The organism is Pseudarthrobacter sp. rb, from assembly GCF_056389225.1.
This window is the reverse complement of sequence record NZ_JBWJAR010000001.1, coordinates 136682-152574: the sequence shown is the minus strand read 5'-3', so window position 1 is coordinate 152574 and position 15893 is coordinate 136682. Positions and strand designations below refer to the sequence as shown.

General features: G+C 67.5%; 11 protein-coding genes and 1 pseudogene. 3 read left to right on the top strand and 9 right to left on the bottom strand.

Annotation, left to right across the window (positions count from 1 at the left end; all coding sequences use genetic code 11):
- Positions 1-41: 41 nt before the first annotated feature.
- The 5 genes from ACWRN3_RS00620 to ACWRN3_RS00600 all read right to left on the bottom strand — a co-directional run bounded on the left by ACWRN3_RS00620 (position 42) and on the right by ACWRN3_RS00600 (position 6689).
- Positions 42-1721: a GAF domain-containing sensor histidine kinase gene (locus tag ACWRN3_RS00620; protein WP_476739600.1), complete on the bottom strand. Its 1680-nt coding sequence runs from the start codon at positions 1719-1721 to the stop codon at positions 42-44.
- Positions 1722-1836: 115 nt separating this feature from the next.
- The gene (mgtA, locus tag ACWRN3_RS00615) at positions 1837-4563 is read right to left on the bottom strand and encodes a magnesium-translocating P-type ATPase (RefSeq protein WP_476739599.1); all 2727 of its coding nucleotides are present in this window, start codon (positions 4561-4563) and stop codon (positions 1837-1839) included.
- Between the two features lie 91 nt (positions 4564-4654).
- Complete coding sequence (locus tag ACWRN3_RS00610; RefSeq protein WP_476739598.1) at positions 4655-5296, bottom strand: class I SAM-dependent methyltransferase; 642 nt, start codon at positions 5294-5296, stop codon at positions 4655-4657.
- Complete coding sequence (locus tag ACWRN3_RS00605; protein ID WP_476739597.1) at positions 5293-5973, bottom strand: CPBP family intramembrane glutamic endopeptidase; 681 nt, start codon at positions 5971-5973, stop codon at positions 5293-5295. The genes ACWRN3_RS00610 and ACWRN3_RS00605 overlap by 4 nt, the downstream gene beginning before the upstream one ends.
- Positions 5973-6689 (bottom strand): hypothetical protein, encoded by a 717-nt coding sequence (locus ACWRN3_RS00600; protein WP_476739596.1) that lies wholly within the window; start codon positions 6687-6689, stop codon positions 5973-5975. The genes ACWRN3_RS00605 and ACWRN3_RS00600 overlap by 1 nt, the downstream gene beginning before the upstream one ends.
- A gap of 290 nt (positions 6690-6979) precedes the next feature.
- Between ACWRN3_RS00600 and ACWRN3_RS00595 the strand changes: the two genes are divergently transcribed.
- Positions 6980-7435 carry a hypothetical protein gene (locus tag ACWRN3_RS00595; protein WP_476739595.1) on the top strand — a complete coding sequence of 152 codons (456 nt, stop codon included), beginning with the start codon at positions 6980-6982 and terminating at the stop codon, positions 7433-7435.
- A gap of 84 nt (positions 7436-7519) precedes the next feature.
- Here the strand turns inward: ACWRN3_RS00595 and ACWRN3_RS00590 are convergent, their stop codons facing one another.
- Both ACWRN3_RS00590 and ACWRN3_RS00585 read right to left on the bottom strand, forming a co-directional pair.
- On the bottom strand, positions 7520-8575 hold the full coding sequence (locus ACWRN3_RS00590) for a 2,3-butanediol dehydrogenase (RefSeq protein ID WP_476739594.1): 1056 nt from the start codon (positions 8573-8575) through the stop codon (positions 7520-7522).
- Between the two features lie 24 nt (positions 8576-8599).
- A complete protein-coding gene (locus ACWRN3_RS00585; protein ID WP_476739593.1) occupies positions 8600-10390 on the bottom strand; it encodes an NAD(P)-binding domain-containing protein in 1791 nt (596 codons plus the stop codon).
- Positions 10391-10532: 142 nt separating this feature from the next.
- On the opposite strand from ACWRN3_RS00585, the gene ACWRN3_RS00580 reads away from it, so the two are divergent.
- Positions 10533-11822, top strand: coding sequence for a GAF domain-containing protein (locus ACWRN3_RS00580; protein WP_476739592.1), 1290 nt, complete (start codon positions 10533-10535; stop codon positions 11820-11822).
- A 33-nt stretch (positions 11823-11855) separates the two neighbouring features.
- Here ACWRN3_RS00580 and ACWRN3_RS00575 read toward each other — a convergent pair whose 3' ends face one another.
- Positions 11856-12638, bottom strand: coding sequence for an SDR family oxidoreductase (locus ACWRN3_RS00575; RefSeq protein ID WP_476739591.1), 783 nt, complete (start codon positions 12636-12638; stop codon positions 11856-11858).
- Between the two features lie 188 nt (positions 12639-12826).
- On the opposite strand from ACWRN3_RS00575, the pseudogene ACWRN3_RS00570 reads away from it, so the two are divergent.
- Positions 12827-14417 (top strand): annotated as a pseudogene (locus ACWRN3_RS00570) (alkaline phosphatase D family protein).
- Positions 14418-14445: 28 nt separating this feature from the next.
- Here ACWRN3_RS00570 and ACWRN3_RS00565 read toward each other — a convergent pair.
- Positions 14446-15714, bottom strand: coding sequence for a S8 family serine peptidase (locus tag ACWRN3_RS00565; RefSeq protein WP_476739590.1), 1269 nt, complete (start codon positions 15712-15714; stop codon positions 14446-14448).
- Positions 15715-15893 lie beyond the last annotated feature (179 nt).

Genomic DNA, 15893 nt, shown 5'->3' with positions numbered 1-15893 from the left:
CCGGAACCACCCTGAGCTGGCGACCCATCCCGTTAGCCCGCTCAGCCGTCAGCGGGTGCCCTCCACGTCACACTGGTGCCTTTGCCGGGGACGCTGTCGATGAGGCATTCCCCGCCCAGGCGGGCGGCGCGGTTCTTGATGTTGTTCAACCCGCTGACCCGTGCAGGGTCCTTGAACCCACGCCCGGTGTCGCGGACCGTGAGGACCACCTCTCCATCCTGCGCAGCGAGCAGGATGGAGATGTCCTCGGACCCGGAATGCCTCACGGCGTTGCTGACGCTTTCGTGCAGCACCCGCAGCAGCTGCTCGGCCACTTCATCGCCCACCACATCGTCCACTGGTCCTGAAATCTGGATCCTGGGGAGGAAACCGGCAGCGTTGGCGGCTTCCTGCACAGCGCGCAGCAGGCGGCCGCTGAGAAGTTCCTTATCGGGTGCACGTGCCTGGAGTGAGTAGATGGTGTCGCGGAGCTGATGGATGCAGTCGTCCAGCTCGGCGGTGATCCCCGCGATGCGCCGCTCATGTGCAGGCGGGTCCGCGGTGTAGCGGCGCAGGCCCTGGATGCTCAACCCGGCAGCGAAGAGACGCTGGATCACCAGGTCGTGCAGGTCCGCCGCGATCCGTTCCCGGTCAATGAACAGGGCGTGCTCTTCGCGCAACTGGTTCGCCTTGAGCAGGTCCAGCGTCAGGCCTATCCGGGATGCAAATACGGCGCTTTGCTCAACATCCACGTCCGTATACCGCGTTCCGCCAACAGCCCTGGCCAGGACCAGGACGCTGTCCCGGTGGCCGTCACTGTTGCTGCCGAGGGCGGCCACGAGGACCGGCCCAAGCTTCTCGGCCGACGTCGGATCGAACACCAGGAGGGGGTCGGTAAGGACCCTGGAATCCCCCGTCTCGAGCACCTCGGACAGGACAGCGGCGGCGGGCAGTTCCTGGCCGCCGGGCATCGCCTGGGCACCCACCGAGGTCCGGCACCTGATGGTTCCGTCCGCACCCACCGAGGCGATCAGGGACAGGACCGAGGAAGAGGCGTTAAGGGCCCGCTCGGCAATCATGTCCAGGTTCTCGGTATCGGAGCGTGGCTGGTCCTTCAGGCGGTCGCTGACCTCCATTCCCGCTTCCAGCCACCGCTGGCGGCGCCTGGTGTCATCAAACAACTTGGCGTTCTGGATGGCCACTCCGGCGGCAGCCGCCAAGGCAACAGCAAGGTCCTCGTCCTCGGCCGTGAAATCCTGCTCACCGAGCTTTTCCGTCAGGTAGAGGTTCCCAAAGACTTCGTTCCGGACCCGGACCGGTACACCCAGGAAGGTGCTCATGGGCGGGTGGTTGGAAGGAAACCCAACCGCTATGGGATGCTCGCCCAAGTCATGGAGTCGCAACGGCTTGGGTTCGCGGATCAGCTCCCCAAGCACGCCATGGCCTGTGGGCAGGTCGCCGATGACCCGGGCACCTTCTTCATCGATGCCCACGGTGATGAAGTGGCTGAGCTGCTGGTCGTCGCCGATGACGCCCAAGGCTCCATACCGTGCCCCCACAAGTTCGCACGCCGACTGCACCAACCGGTCCAGTACCGCTTCCAGGCTCAGGTCCTCTGTCATGGAGACCACTGCGCCGAGCAGCCCCTCGACATGTTCCTGTGCCCGGACAAGATCATCCGCCCGCTCTACGAACTCCCGCAGGAGTTCCCGGGTCCGCCGCCTAATTGGTTCACGCCACATGTAAAAACGCTCCGAAATCGAACGCATCCACGGCGGGCTGCATCACCCCGGATCCGATTTTTGAAAGCCCCCAGCGTCTCTTTCACCATGCTAACAACCCTCGGCGCGGCACGCCCTAAAGGTTACGGACAGGCCTCCCCCGCTGTGCCTTTCGGCCCCTCAACAGGTTTCTCCGGGCCGCAGGGACCGGAAGAGGGGGCACCTTGACGGGGATGCTGAACCGGAACGCCCGCCGGGAGATGTGGTGCGTGTCCTTCCGGCGCCGGACGGGCGGCGGCGGGGCGGGCAGCTGCTGGGCGTCGCGCGCGAAGAACCATTGCTTGGCCACCTCCACCAGCACCAGGTACACCACCACCATGCCCAGCAGGGCCAGGAAGAACGGCACCGGCAAGGGGTCGAAGCCCAGCACGGCGGCCACAGGTGACAGCGGCAGGAAAATGCCGAGGGCCACCACTCCCAGCGAGGCGGCGATGAGGCCCGCTGAGGGCCGGCTCCGCAGAAAGGGGACCCGCCGGGTGCGGATGGCGAAGATGATCAGCGTCTGGGTGGCGATGGATTCGATGAACCAGCCGGCGCGGAACTCCCCCGGCGCGGCGGTGAACACGTACAGCATCAGCGCGAACGTGGCGAAGTCGAACAGGGAACTGATCGGCCCGAACAGCAGCATGAACCGCCGGATGAAGGCAATGTCCCAGTGCGATGGCGCCCGCAACTGCTCCTTGTCCACCCGGTCCCCCGGAATGGCCAGTTGTCCGGAGTCGTAGAGCAGGTTGTTCAGCAGGATCTGGCCCGGCAGCATGGGCAGGAAACTCAGCACCACGGAGGCCACGGCCGCGCTGAACATATTGCCGAAGTTGCTGGACGTGCCCATCAGTACGTATTTGATGGTGTTGGCGAAGATCCGCCGGCCCTCCATCACGCCTTCCGCCAGAACCCCCAGGTCCTTGTCCAGGAGGACGACGTCGGCTGCGTCCTTGGCAACGTCAGTGGCGGTATCGACGGAGATGCCGATGTCCGCCTTGTGGAGTGCCAGGGCGTCGTTGACGCCGTCACCCATGAAGCCCACCGATCCGCCGCTGAGGCGCAGCAGGGCGATGATGCGTGCCTTTTGTTCGGGCGACACGCGCGCGAAGATCGTTGCCGTCCGGGCGGCGGGGGCGAGGTCGGCGTCTGACATGGCCTCCACCTGGGCGCCGGTGAGGGTGCCACCGGAGATCACGTCCAGATCCGCGCAGACTCTTTCAGCCACTTTGGCGTTGTCCCCGGTGGCGATCTTTACTGAAATTCCCAACGCCTCCAGCAGGTCCAGGGACTGCCGGGCGTTGGCTTTGGGCCGGTCCAGGAAGACGAGGAAACCGGCCAGGGTGAGGTTGCGCTCGTCCGCCGGCGCCAGCCTGTCCAGCCCGGCAGCCGGGCGGGTGGCCACGGCAACCACCCGGGACCCGGCGTCGAACTGTTCGTCCAGGAGTGCCTGAACGGCAGACGGGGTGGGTCCGCACAGGGCCAGGACGTCCTCCGGGGCGCCCTTGGTGACCAGCTGCGCGGGACCGCCGGCCTCACGGACCAGCACGCTGGTGCGGCGACGCTGGTGGTCGAAGCCGATCAGGTCCAGCCGCTCGAAGCGCCCCGGATCGAAACCGGACGCCCCGGGGCTGTCCCAGAGGGCGGCATCCAGCGGATTTTGACCGGCCCGGGAGGTTCTGCCTTCCGTGTAATCGGTCTCCGTGGCCAGCAGCCCCAGTGTGAACAGCCTGTCATCGGATGTTTCCGGCATTACCGGCAGCGCCCCGGTGAAACTGATCCTGCCCTCAGTGAGGGTGCCGGTTTTGTCCGTGACCAGGATGTCCATGTCCCCCAGGTCCTCGATGCATACCAGGCGTTTGACCAGCACCTTCCGCTTGGCCAGCTGCCGGGTGCCGGTGGCCAGGGATGTGCTGACCACGGCGGGGAGCAACTGAGGGGTGATGCCAACGGCAATTGCCAGCGAGAACAGAAGGGATTCGATGAGCGGACGTTGCAGCAGCAGGTTGGCCACGAAGATCAGCGAGGTGAGCACCATGGCTACCTGCAGCAGCAGGAAGGAGAACCGCTTGAGTCCCAGCTGGAACTCGGTCTGCGGCTGCCTCTCGCCCAGCCCGAGTGCTATGCGCCCGAATTCGGCCCGGCCGCCGGTGGCCACCACCACCCCGGTGCAGCCGCCGGACTGGACCACCGTGCCCATGAACACGCAGGAGGCGAGGTCTCCCAATGCTGAACCGGCGGCAACGGGAGCAGCTTCCTTGGCCGCAGGCTGGGACTCCCCGGTGAGGATGCTTTCATCGCAGAGAAGGTTGTTGGTGGTCAGGAGCCGGATGTCCGCCGGGATGATGGCGCCCAGGGAGAGATGGACGACGTCGCCCGGCACCAGGGCGGTAACGTCCACTTCCCTGGTGGTTCCGTCGCGGAGCACCACGGCCCGGTGCGTTACGCGGTCGTGCAGGGCTTCCGACGCCCGCTCCGCACGGTACTCATTGGTGAAGCCGAGGCCCACGCTGGCCAGCAGGATCACGCCGATGACGATGGAGTTGGTGGCGTCGCCCAGGAAGAGGGACAACCCGGCGGTGACAATCAGGAGGATGAGGATGGGGCTGGCAAACTGCCGCCCCAGTACGGCCCAGGCGTTGGCACGGTGCGTGCGGACCGCGTTGGGGCCCAACTGCTGAAGGCGGGCGGCCGCTTCCTCCCCGCTGAGGCCGCCCGGACCGGAACCCAGGTGCGCCAGCGCCTGGTCCGCCGTCAGGCTCGCGGCGTCGGTGATGGCCAACTGGAGGGAGCTGCGCTCCCGGACGTTCACGTCTGTCATGCCGGATCCGTTCGGAAAGGCGAGGCTGGGATGTTCCCTTTAGAGCACAAGGGTACGACCGCGGGACGCCGCCTGCCGCCGTCGTTCCGAATCAACGTTGCACGCTGGGACTGGTGGCCGTGCCCAGGATGTGGGCGAGGGAAGGGTTCAGCCGCTGCACCGGGAAGCCGAACCGTTCGTTGTCCTGCACACTGAATCCTGCTGCGGTGATGGCGGCAAGGGTGTCCCGGTTGAGGTGGCAGCCGCCCATGAACCGTCCCCACACCGGGGTCAGCACGTCTTCTGCCTTGGCCAGCAAAGGGTGTCCGGACCGGACGTGCTCGTAATAGGCCAGGGTTCCGCCGGGACGCAGGACACGGCGGATCTCCGCGAGTACGGCGGCCTGGTCCTTGACGCTGCAAAGGACCAGGCTGGCCACCACGGCGTCGGCGCTGCCGGTTTCCGCGGGGATGTGCTCCGCGGCCGCATCAATAACAGACACCGGAACACTGGCCGATGCTGCTGCCTGCTGCGCCACGCTCCTCAGGTAGTCATCGGGCTCAAGGGCCAGGACGCGGGTGACGGCCGGTGGGTAGAGCGGAAAAGAGGATCCGGTTCCCGCTCCAATTTCAATCACCGATCCTTCCAGCCCGGCCAGGATGCGACGGCGGTGTTCAAGGGCCCCGCGACGGTCGATGCTGCCCACGGCGCGGGCAAAAGCACGGGCGAAGATCGGGTGCTGCAGGCTGTTCAACCGGCTACCGCCCCGCCCACAGGCAACCAGATGTTCCGCGCGGCCCGGACACCACAGGAATCGGTGGCGGCGTGCGCAATGGACACGGCCAGGAGTGACCCGCTCCTTTGGGCGGCCCATCCGTACCCCAGGCCGATCAGCCCGGCACCCAGCAGCACCGGCCAGCGGCCCCGCGGATGGGGCTGAATGGACAGCGGAACCAGGTGCCATGCCGTAAAACCGAGGGCCGGCCAGAGCCAGCCAAGGACTTTCCGGTGAGGAAAGACAGCCATTGGCACGCCCCGCCAGAGCGCCTCCTCAGCCATCGCGTTAGTGACGCCGATGCCCATGGCGGCGAGCGCCGCCGTCGTACCCGCTGCCCTGGCGTTGGGGATCAATTCGGTGGTGATGGCACCCGCGGGCGGCAGGAGCAAAATGCCCCGGAATAACCCGCGCCGTTGCGTTACCGGACCGTCCGGCGTCCGCCAGAGCTCCACCAGCCGGGGCAGGCCGGCCACTGCGAGGGCCTTTCCCCAGCACAGCGTCCAGTAGGCGGCAAACCCCGCCTGGTAGCCGCGCCGGTCCCCGAACCGGCGGACCGCCTGGCGGAAGACGGGCAGCATCACGGCGGGCACTGCCGCCGGCAGGACTGCGGCCGCCAGCTGGCGCAGGGCGGAAGGACGGCTGACCGGACCCACTACTTAAGGCTCAGTACTTCGTCGATGGGGCGCCCGTTGACGAACACCTGGGCGCTGGTGGCCCCGGAGGCGGCCATGGCCGTGTATTCAAGCTGCGCCTTGGCCCGCGGGATGTCGCAGACGCCGGCCAGCATGAACTGCCCGGAGAGCCAGATAGTGATGGTGCTGCCGTTCAGCTCGCCGCCGAGGTAGGTCAGGTTCGACTGGTACAGGACGTTGATCAGCCCGGACAGGCCCACATCCCGGCTCTTATTGGCCAGCAGGGTCCCGACGCTGGGGCCCACCTGGTCCGTGAAGCGGACGGGTGCCGTGGTGGTGGCCACCAAGCTGTCACCGCACCCGATCTTCGGTCCCGAGACGCCGTTGTCGCCCACCGCCACGTAGTAGATGGTTAACGGGCCGGTTTGTTCAGGCAGACCCGTTGGGGTGGGTTCCTGTGTGGGCGGCGCGCTTGCCGGGGCGGACGACGGCGGCGCGGCCGCTGGGGTGGTGGGCGCGGCTGAGGTGCTGCCCGGCGTCGTCGCGGTCGCCGTCATGGTGGGGGCCGGAGTCGTGGTGGGGCTCGCCGTCGTGGTGGGGCCGGCGCTGCTCGCCGTGGGGCTGGGGGCCGCGGAACTGGTGGTGGGGCCCGGCGCCGGCGGGCCGAAGCAGGCGGTGAGGACCATCAGGCCGCTGAGCCCGAGAACGCTGAATGCCGAAAGCCTGGGCTTGGTCATGATGCCCCCTTGGATGCAGGTTCCGCGGCTGTGGAACCCACCCTCAAGGTACGCCTGGGGGTTACTCCACAACAGGGACTAAAGTCCAAGCCATACCTTTGGCCCCCTGGGCAGGTCTCCCCATCGCAGGCTCCCGCCCACGTGTGGAAGCATGCAGTGGGGCCTGCTTGGGCCTGGAAGTGACTGGGGGGAAAATGACGTGCAGGGCAACACCACGGCAGTACCGGCTGGCACTTGTGGCAGTACTGGGGTCGCTGGTTTCGGCGGCGTGTGCCGGTCCCAAACATCCTGTGCCCGAAAAGAGCAGTGAACCGCCGGTCACGGAATCACCAGCCCCTGTGGCGCAAAGTTTCGCCAGATACGACGGACTGCGTGCGGAGCTGATCGCCGCCCTGGAACAACAGCTCCCCGGCATCAGCTGGACCGTGCATCTGCCGGCCAGCGTGCACAAGCTGGCCGACGGCAGGTGCTTCTTCGCAACGAGGGCGATGGTCAGCAGCGCCGACGTAGTGGAGCCCTCACACCGGTTCGCGGATATTTTCTCCGCCGGCGACCCGGTCCTGGCAAAATACGGCTTTCCTGCGTTCGGAGGGACGGACCCAACACCCGGCGGCTGGACGGTGGCGCGCAGCGCGAATGCGGCCGGAGCAATCGTCAGTATCGAGTCGAAAAGCCCGGCCTACCTGTACATCGGGGCGCCTGTGGATTCAAGGACATGCGATCCGGCGGAGCTTCCCGACCCCTGACGCGGAAGCACGAGCGCCGGCCAGCTGCGGCAGCAGGAAGGCTGCGGGCTGTGAACGACGCCCCACCCCGCAGCCTCTCCGGCTTTACGGATGCACCAGCACCTTTACGGCAGTGTCCTTGTGGTTGATGAGGGTATCGAAGCCCTGCTCCACCAGGTCCTCCAGCGCGATCCTGCCCGTGATGAATGGCTTCAGGTCCACCTTGCCCTCCTGCACCATCTTGATCACGGCGGGGTGGTCGCGGACGTAGGCGATGGTGCCGCGCAGGTCGATCTCCTTGAGCACGATCTTCTGCATGTCCACCGTGGCCGGCGCGCCCCAGATGGACACGTTGACCACCACGGCCCCGGGCCGGACGGCGTCGAGCATGGTGTCCAGCACGGCGTTCACCCCCGCGCATTCGAAGGCGACGTCCGCCCCGGTGCCCCCGGTGAGCTCGCGCACCCGCGCCGGGACGTCCTCCTTGCTCGGGTCAAGGACGTGGTCCGCCACGCCGCTGGAAGTGGCCTTCTCCTTGCGGGCCTGGGTGAGCTCACTGATGATCGTGGTCACGCCCATGCCTTTGAGGACCGCCGCGGTGAGCAGGCCGATCGGCCCGGACCCGCCCACCAGCGCGGTGTCGCCGGACTTCACGCCGCTGCGGGCCACCGCGTGGTGTGCCACGGACAGCGGTTCGATCAGTGCGGCCTCGTCCAGCGGGATGTTGCCGATGGGATGCACCCACCGCTGGTCCACCACGATCTTCTCGCTCAGCCCTCCCCCGCCGCCGGCCAGCCCGATGAAGCCCATCTGCCGGCACAGGTGGTAGCTGCCTGCCTGGCACATGTCGCAGGTCCCGTCCACGAAATAGGGTTCGACGACGACGTTGTCACCGACTTCCAGCCCCTCCACGCCTTCGCCGACTTCAGCGACAGTCCCGGAGAATTCGTGCCCCAGGGTCACCGGGGATTCCTCGTGGGACAGCGGGTGCGGGTGGCCGGGAGGAGGGCAGAAGATGGGCCCTTCCAGGTACTCGTGGAGGTCGGTGCCGCAGATGCCGCACCACGCGATGTCGATCTTCACCGCCCCCGCCCGCAGCTCCGGCTCCGGGATGTCCTCGATCCGGATGTCCTTGCGGGCGTGGAAACGTGCTGCCTTCATGATTCCTCCATGCTGTAAACGCGGCTAGCGGGTGTGGTGGCTGGGCTGCAGTTCGTAGACCGGTGTGTCGAGTCCTTCCATCCGGGCCTTCAGCTGCAGCGCCAGGTAGGCGGAGTAGTGCCGGCTCTGGTGCAGGTTGCCGCCATGGATCCAGAGGTTGGGCACGTTGGTGGGCTTCCACATATTGCGCAGCTCCCCCTCCCACGGACCAGGGTCTTTTGGCGTGTCTGAGCCATATCCCCAGCATTTGCCCACCCGGTCCGCAATTTCGGGCGAGACCAGGTCCGCCAGCCACCCATTCATGGACCCGTACCCGGTGGCGTAGACAATCAGGTCCGCCTCCAGCTCAGTGCCATCGTCCATCACCACCGCGTTGCCGGTGATCTTGGTGACCTGCCCGTTCTTCAGCTTCACCCTGCCGTCGATGATCAGCTGGGAGGCGCCGACGTCGATGTAGTAGCCGGAGCCGCGCCGCAGGTACTTCACGAACAGGCCGGAGCCGTCCACGCCGAAGTCCAGGTCGAACCCGGCTGCCTCCAGCTGGGAGTAGAACCCAGCATCCCGGGAAGCCATCTCCTGGTACACCGGCACCTGGGCCCCGGGCAGAACGCGCATGGGCAGGGAGGCGAACAGCAAATCGGCCTTTTCCGTGGTCACCCCGGCCGCGAGCGCCCGCTCCGAGTACAGGTCCCCCAGCGCCAGGTCCATCAGGGACTCGCTGCGGGCAATGTGGGTGGAGGACCGCTGGACCATGGTGACGTCGGCGCCGTGCTCCCAGAGGTCGGCGCAGATATCGTGCGCCGAGTTGTTGGAGCCGATCACCACGGCCCTCTTGCCCGTCCAGTCCCCGCCGCCCGGGTGCTGGGAGGAGTGACGCTGCTCGCCCAGGAAGGACCCGGCGCCGTCAAAGGTGGGAATGTTCGGGTAGCCGGAGACGCCCAGGGCGAAGACGAGCTGCTTAGGCCGCAGGGTCACCGGTGACCCGTTGCGGAGGACGTTGACCGCCCATTCCTGGGTGCCGTCGTCGTACGCTGCCCCCACGCACTCGGTGCCGGACCAGTAGTTCAGCTCCATGATGCGGGTGTAGTGCTCCAGCCAGTCACCGATCTTGTCCTTGGCGGCGAAGACGGGCCAGTCGTCCGGGAACTTCAGGTAGGGCAGGTGGTCGTACCAGACGGGGTCGTGCAGGTGCAGGGACTTGTAGCGGTTGCGCCAGGAGTCGCCGGGGTTCTGGTTCTTCTCGACGATGATGGTGGGCACGCCAAGCCGCTTCAGCCGGGCGGCGAGGCCAATCCCGCCCTGGCCGCCGCCGATGATCACGCAGTAGGGCTGCTCCTCATAGCCCAGCCGCGCCTCCTGCTCCTCCTTGAGCTCCTTCCAGGACCGGCGCCCCCGGACAATCTCGTGGGCCACGCCCTGCTCGCGCCGCGGACCCTTCTTTTCCTCGAAGCCCTTGAGCTCCTGCATGGTGGTCAGCAGCGTCCAGCATTTGCCGTCCCTGAGCCGGAGGTGGCCGTAGCCGCGGGCCGCGCCGGTCTCGAACGTGATCCACGCTTCCGTGTTCTCCGTGTCGCCGGTGGCGTCCTCGGCGAGCGCCCAGTTGGCTGGCTGCACGCGGTCCAGGGTGGCCTCCAGCATGCGGCGGATGTCTGCCTTTCCTTCCAGCGTCCTGAGGTTCCAGGTGAACGCCACGAAGTCCCGCCAGTAGCAGTCGTCCTCGAAGAGCTCCAGCGCGGCGTCCACGTCGCGCCGCTGCAGCGCCTCATCCAGCCCGGCAAGCCAGGCCTGGGCGGCAGCCGTGGGTGTTTGGGTCATCTCCACTCCTTTGTGCTGTTTCATGGGCCCCGCCTGCCCGATATGCTGGGGCGGGCGTGAGCTGCATCACTAGTTGAACCCGGCGGGGGTAACAGCGGCGTTACACGGATCCGGCAAGGGAGCCGGCTGCGAGGAGGAAACGGTGGACTACGGCCAGAGGTTTTCGGACCCGGCGCGGTACGCACGGACGCTGCGGCGCGCGCACGAGCTGGTCATCGCCGGTGTCCCGCGGCCCGAGATCCCCACGCCGCTGGTGGAGTCGTGGCGGCGCTCCATGGCCCTGGGCATCAGCCCGGACCAGCACAGCCCGCGGCACCTGCACGAGGTATCCGAGGTCCTTGAAATGCGGCGGGAACACCGGCTGCAGCAGGTGATGCCGGCGCTCCACGACCTCCTGGCCGATGATTCCCGGTCCGGCCGCCACCTGCTGGTCCTCACTGACGCCAGCGGCGAGATCCTGTGGCGGGTGGGCAGCCCGGCCGTGCTCCGGCGGGCCGACACGCTGGAGTTCTCCGAAGGCGCGGACTGGTCCGAGGCGGGCATCGGCACCAACGCCATCAGCGAGGCCCTGGTTACCGGCAGCGCCGTGCAGCTGTTCTCCGCCGAGCACCTGGTGCGCACGCACCACGAGTGGGCCTGCACGGCGGCGCCCATTACGGACCCGGCCACGGGACGGGTGCTGGGCGTGCTGGACGTGTCCGGACCGCTGGACACCATCAGCGCGGACACCCTGCGGATGGTCCGGTGCGCCGTCCGGGTGGCGGAAGCCTTGCTGGGAACGTCAGACGGCGGCACCTCCCCGGGTGCCCGGCATTCCGTGCGTGCGTCGCGGCGGCCTGCGCCCACTGCAGCCCGGACCGTGGCGGTGGAGTCGCTGGAACTGCTCGGCGACCAGCCCACGGCGGTGTTCGCTGACGGGAGCCGCACGCCGCTGACCCTGCGCCGGGCGGAAATCCTGGCGCTGCTGGATTCGCGGTCGCAGGGCTGGTCCGCGGAGGAACTGGCCTACGAGCTGCACGGGGATGCCGGAACCCCGCAGGCCATCCGGACCGAGATGTTCCGGGTGCGGTCCATGCTGGGCGGCGCCGTGGAGTCCAACCCCTACCGCCTGGCCCCTGGCCTGGCCGGACATTCCGATTCAGGGCGGGTGCTCCGGTTGCTGCGCGACGGGCTTGTGGCGGAAGCGCTGGAAGCGTACCGGGCACCCCTGCTGCGCCGGTCGGTTGCCCTTGCGGTGCAACTGCTGCGGGACCAGCTGGACATGGCCGTTGGATCGGCCGTGCGGGCCTGCGGGGACGCTTCGCTGTTGGTTCAGTGGCTTTCCACCGACATGGGAGCTGTTGACCCGCTGGCTGTCGACGCACTGGGCCGGCTGGTGGGCCGCGGCGATCCGCGGTACCTGGCCTTTCGGGCGTCCTGCCCCGCTGGTTGAGCGTGCAAGGTGGGGCCGTTTAGAACCCATCCGTCACCAGACGGAGTCACCTCGCAGGACAGCGTCGCTGCCGCCGTCTACGTAGACAATCTGACCGCACAGGTGCGTGTTTTCGGCGCTGTTGAGCCAGGCCAGCAGGCGGGCGACCACGATGGGTTCCGCGATGCCGTTCAGCGGCATCGGGACCTGTTTCAGCAGCGCCTCGCGCTCCTGTTCTGTATCGATCAGCTCGGCGGTCATGGGCGTGGCGATGACACCGGGCGCCACGGCGTTCAGCGGGATCCCGGCCCCTGCCCACGCTGCAGTGGAAGCCTGCCGGCGGACCCACCGCGACAGCGCCAGCTTCGTGGAGCAGTAAATGAGGCCGCCGGTGGTGGCCGGTTCCTTGGCCAGGACCCCGGCCCGGGCCAAGGAACCGGGCTCGTCCCCGGCGGTGAGCATCGCCACCAGCTCATCGTCGCTGGCCATGAGGGCCGCCATGGAGGACACCACCACGGCGCGGGGCGCCTCCGCTCCGGCCAGCAACGGCCGGAGCCCATCGACCGAGGCAACCGCGCCAAAGAAGTTAACGGCCACGGTGGCGGGAGCCGCGATGGCAAGCCCGGCCACTGCGTAAATGGCATCGATCCTGCCGCCGCTGACTTTTCGTACCGCGTCCACCAGGCCGGCGCGGCCCTCTGCGGTGGAGAGATCAGCCAGCACCTCGGCATCGTGGAGATCCACTCCGATCACGCGTTCGCCCCGCTGCTCGAGCAGTTCCTTGGTTGCCTTGCCGATGCCGGAGGCGGCGCCGGTGATAACGGACGTGCGGGGCATGATGCCTTCTTTCCCTGGCCGGATGGGTCGGCCCCAACTCTGCCCGGCAGGCCCTGCGGAAGCCAGAGTCCAAAGGCCCATCCAGCGCGGGACCCAAAGCAATGGGATAACAATGCTTGTCACGCCGTTAACCGCTCATTCATATCCTCCTCAAAGCCTGTACAACGGCTGGAAATAGCGTGGGAGCCATGGACAACATCTCCCGCAGAACCCTCATCTCCGCCGGCCTCGGAGCCGGCCTCGTCGCCGCCCTGCCGAGTGCCGCCGTCGCCGTTTCCACCGCGGACGACGCCGGCCTCCGCACCGATCCCTTCATGCTCGGCATCGCATCGGGCGAGCCGTGGCCGGACGGCTTCGTGCTCTGGACGCGCCTGGCGCTGAACCCCGTGGCGGAGGACGGGCTGGGCGGCATGCCGTCGCGGCCGGTGGCGGTGCAGTGGGAGGTGGCCGAAGACCGGGGCATGCGCTACATGGTGGCCCGCGGGGTGGAGCAGGCCCGTCCTGAGGCCGCGCACTCAGTGCACGTGGAACTGCGGGGCCTGAAGGCGGGCCGCGAGTACTTCTACCGGTTCCGCGCCGGCCGGCACGTGAGCCCCTTGGGCCGGACCCTCACCAGCCGTGCGCTGCACGAGACCCCCGCCTCCCTGGCCATGGCGTTCGCCAGCTGCGCCCAGTACGGGCACGGTTACTTCACCGCCTACCGGCGCCTCGCGGAGGACCACCCGGACCTGGTGCTCCACCTTGGCGACTACCTGTACGAATACAAGAAGGGCAGCTACGTGATCGGCGGCGGCAACCCGCGGAACCACGAGGGCCCGGAAACCGTCACCCTGCAGACCTACCGGCAGCGGCACGCCCAGTACAAGGCCGACGCCGACCTGCAGGCCGCGCACGCCATCGCGCCGTGGGCAGTGGTATGGGATGACCACGAGGTGGACAACAACTGGGCGGACGACGTGCCGGAGAACAGCGACGCCGGCCAGCTCAACGACAGCACCGAGCACTTCCGGCAGCGACGCGCCGCCGCGTTCCAGGCCTACTACGAGAACAGGCTGGCCAAGGCCGTCGTCGCTGCCTGCAGGCCCGGACATGAAGATCTACCGCAGGATCCAGTGGGGCCAGCTGGCCAACTTCCACATGATGGATACCCGGCAGTACCGCGACGACCAACTCGCCGGCGACGGCTGGAAGAAGAACGTCACCGAGCGGCTGGCCGAGAGCCGGACCATCACCGGCGCGGAGCAGGAAAAGTGGCTGCTGGACGGATTCAGGAACTCCACCCAGCGGTGGGACATCCTGGGCCAGCAAATCTTCTTCGCCGAGCGCGACCGCAACAAGGCACCGGAGATCGACGACGTCTCCATGGACGGCTGGGACGGGTACGCGGCCTCCCGCCGCCGCATCACCCAGGGCTGGGTGGACGCAAACGTCCGGAACGCCGTCGTGCTCACCGGCGATGTTCACCGCAACTGGGCCAACGACGTCAAGGTGGACTACAAGGATCCCGCCTCCCCGGTGGTCGGCTCGGAGCTCGTCTGCACCTCCATCACCTCCACGGGCGACGGCACCGGTCCCACCACGGACGCCACCATGGCCTGGAACCCGCACCTGAAGTTCTACAACGACAACCGCGGCTACGTGACGACGCGCATCACCAGGAACGCCATGACCGCGGACTTCAGGGTGCTGGACCATGTCACGACGCCGGGCGCACCGGTCTCCACGAAGGCTTCCTTCGCCATCCAGGACGGAGTGCCGGGGCTGCAGCCGCGGGCCTGACCTTCCGCGGGGCTGAACGTGGCCAGGCCTACTTCACAGCAGTGGCCGCGTTCACCCGGCCGTGAGCCCAGTAGCTTTCGGCGCCCTTCTTCACCTCACCCGAGGATTCAACGTCCGCCCGAATGGCGGTGTTCGTTGCGCCTGCGTGCGAGCTCCAGGCGAGGGCGGCGGCGCCGGCAACAATGGCGGAGGACATTGAGCTGCCGTTGCCAACGTCGTAGCCCAACGCCCGGTGGTTCTGGGTGGCCAGGACGAACGGGTGGTTGGGGAAGGTGGAGAAGACGTTGACGCCGGGCGCCGCGATGTCCACCCAGCTGGAGCCGTAGGTGGAGAAGGACGCTTTGTCGTCGTTGTTGTCCGTAGCACCCACCGCGATGACATTGTCGTAGGCGCCCGGATAGATCTTGGTTTGGTTGCCGCCGTTCCCTGCCGCGGCCACCAGTACCACGCCCTTGTTCCATGCGTTGTTGACGGCTGTTTCGAGCGTTCGTGATGCCCGTACGCCCAGGCTCATGTTGATGACTTTGGCCCCGTTGCTGACTGCCCAGTCGATGCCGCTTGCCAGGCTGGAGCTGGAGCCGACGCCGCTGTCGTTGAGGACCTTCCCGGCCAGGATGCTGCAGCCCGGGCAGACGCCGGCCACCCCGATGGTGTTGTTCACGGTGGCGGCAACGCTGCCGGCCACGTGGGTGCCGTGGCCGTAGTAGTCCTCGGCGACGGGGTCGCCGGCTTTGGTGGCTGAGCTGCTGAAGTTCGCGCGGGCCACCACTTTGGACGCGATGTCCGGGTTGTCGCTGGCGACGCCGGAATCCAGGACCGCGACTTTGATGCCGTTGCCGGTAGTGGTGTTCCAGGCTTCCACGGCGTCCACGTCAGCGTCCGGGGTGCCGGCGGGGATGCTGATGGGATAGTCAGGATTGTTGTTGGTGAACGCTTGGCCGGTGTTCTGCAGGGCGTACTGGCGTGGGAAGAATTCGTCGGAGGTGGCTGAACCCACGGGCTGGTCCGGTTCGGCGTAGTCGACGGCGGGATCCCGGCTGAGGGCGTCGATGAGCTGCTGTTCAGTGCCGGCGCGGACGCTGATCAGCTGTGCTCCCGTGCTGCCGATGGCCGGCCCGTCCTCAAGGCCCTGCCGGTGGAGTGCGCCGGCGGCAGCACCGTCGTCGTGGAACTTTACGAGGATGTGGCCGGACGTGGCTTCCTGCATTCCTCCCGCGGCGCTGGCCGGGAGTGCAAGCGGGACGGGACCAAGCACTATGACGGCTGCCGCGAGACCGGCGGTAAGAAGTCTTCTCATGCCGGCCAACTTTGCCCCATGGCGGGCAGCCCGGCTAGGGGTAAAAGCCCTGAAGATTTGCGTTGGGCACACGAGCCGGATGCCGCCGTCGTAATTCTGCAGAGCCGTTGTGCGCTGTGGGGCGCGGGGCTACGATGCTCGCGGGGAGAGGTCCTTCGTCTCACTGACTGGCAAAAATA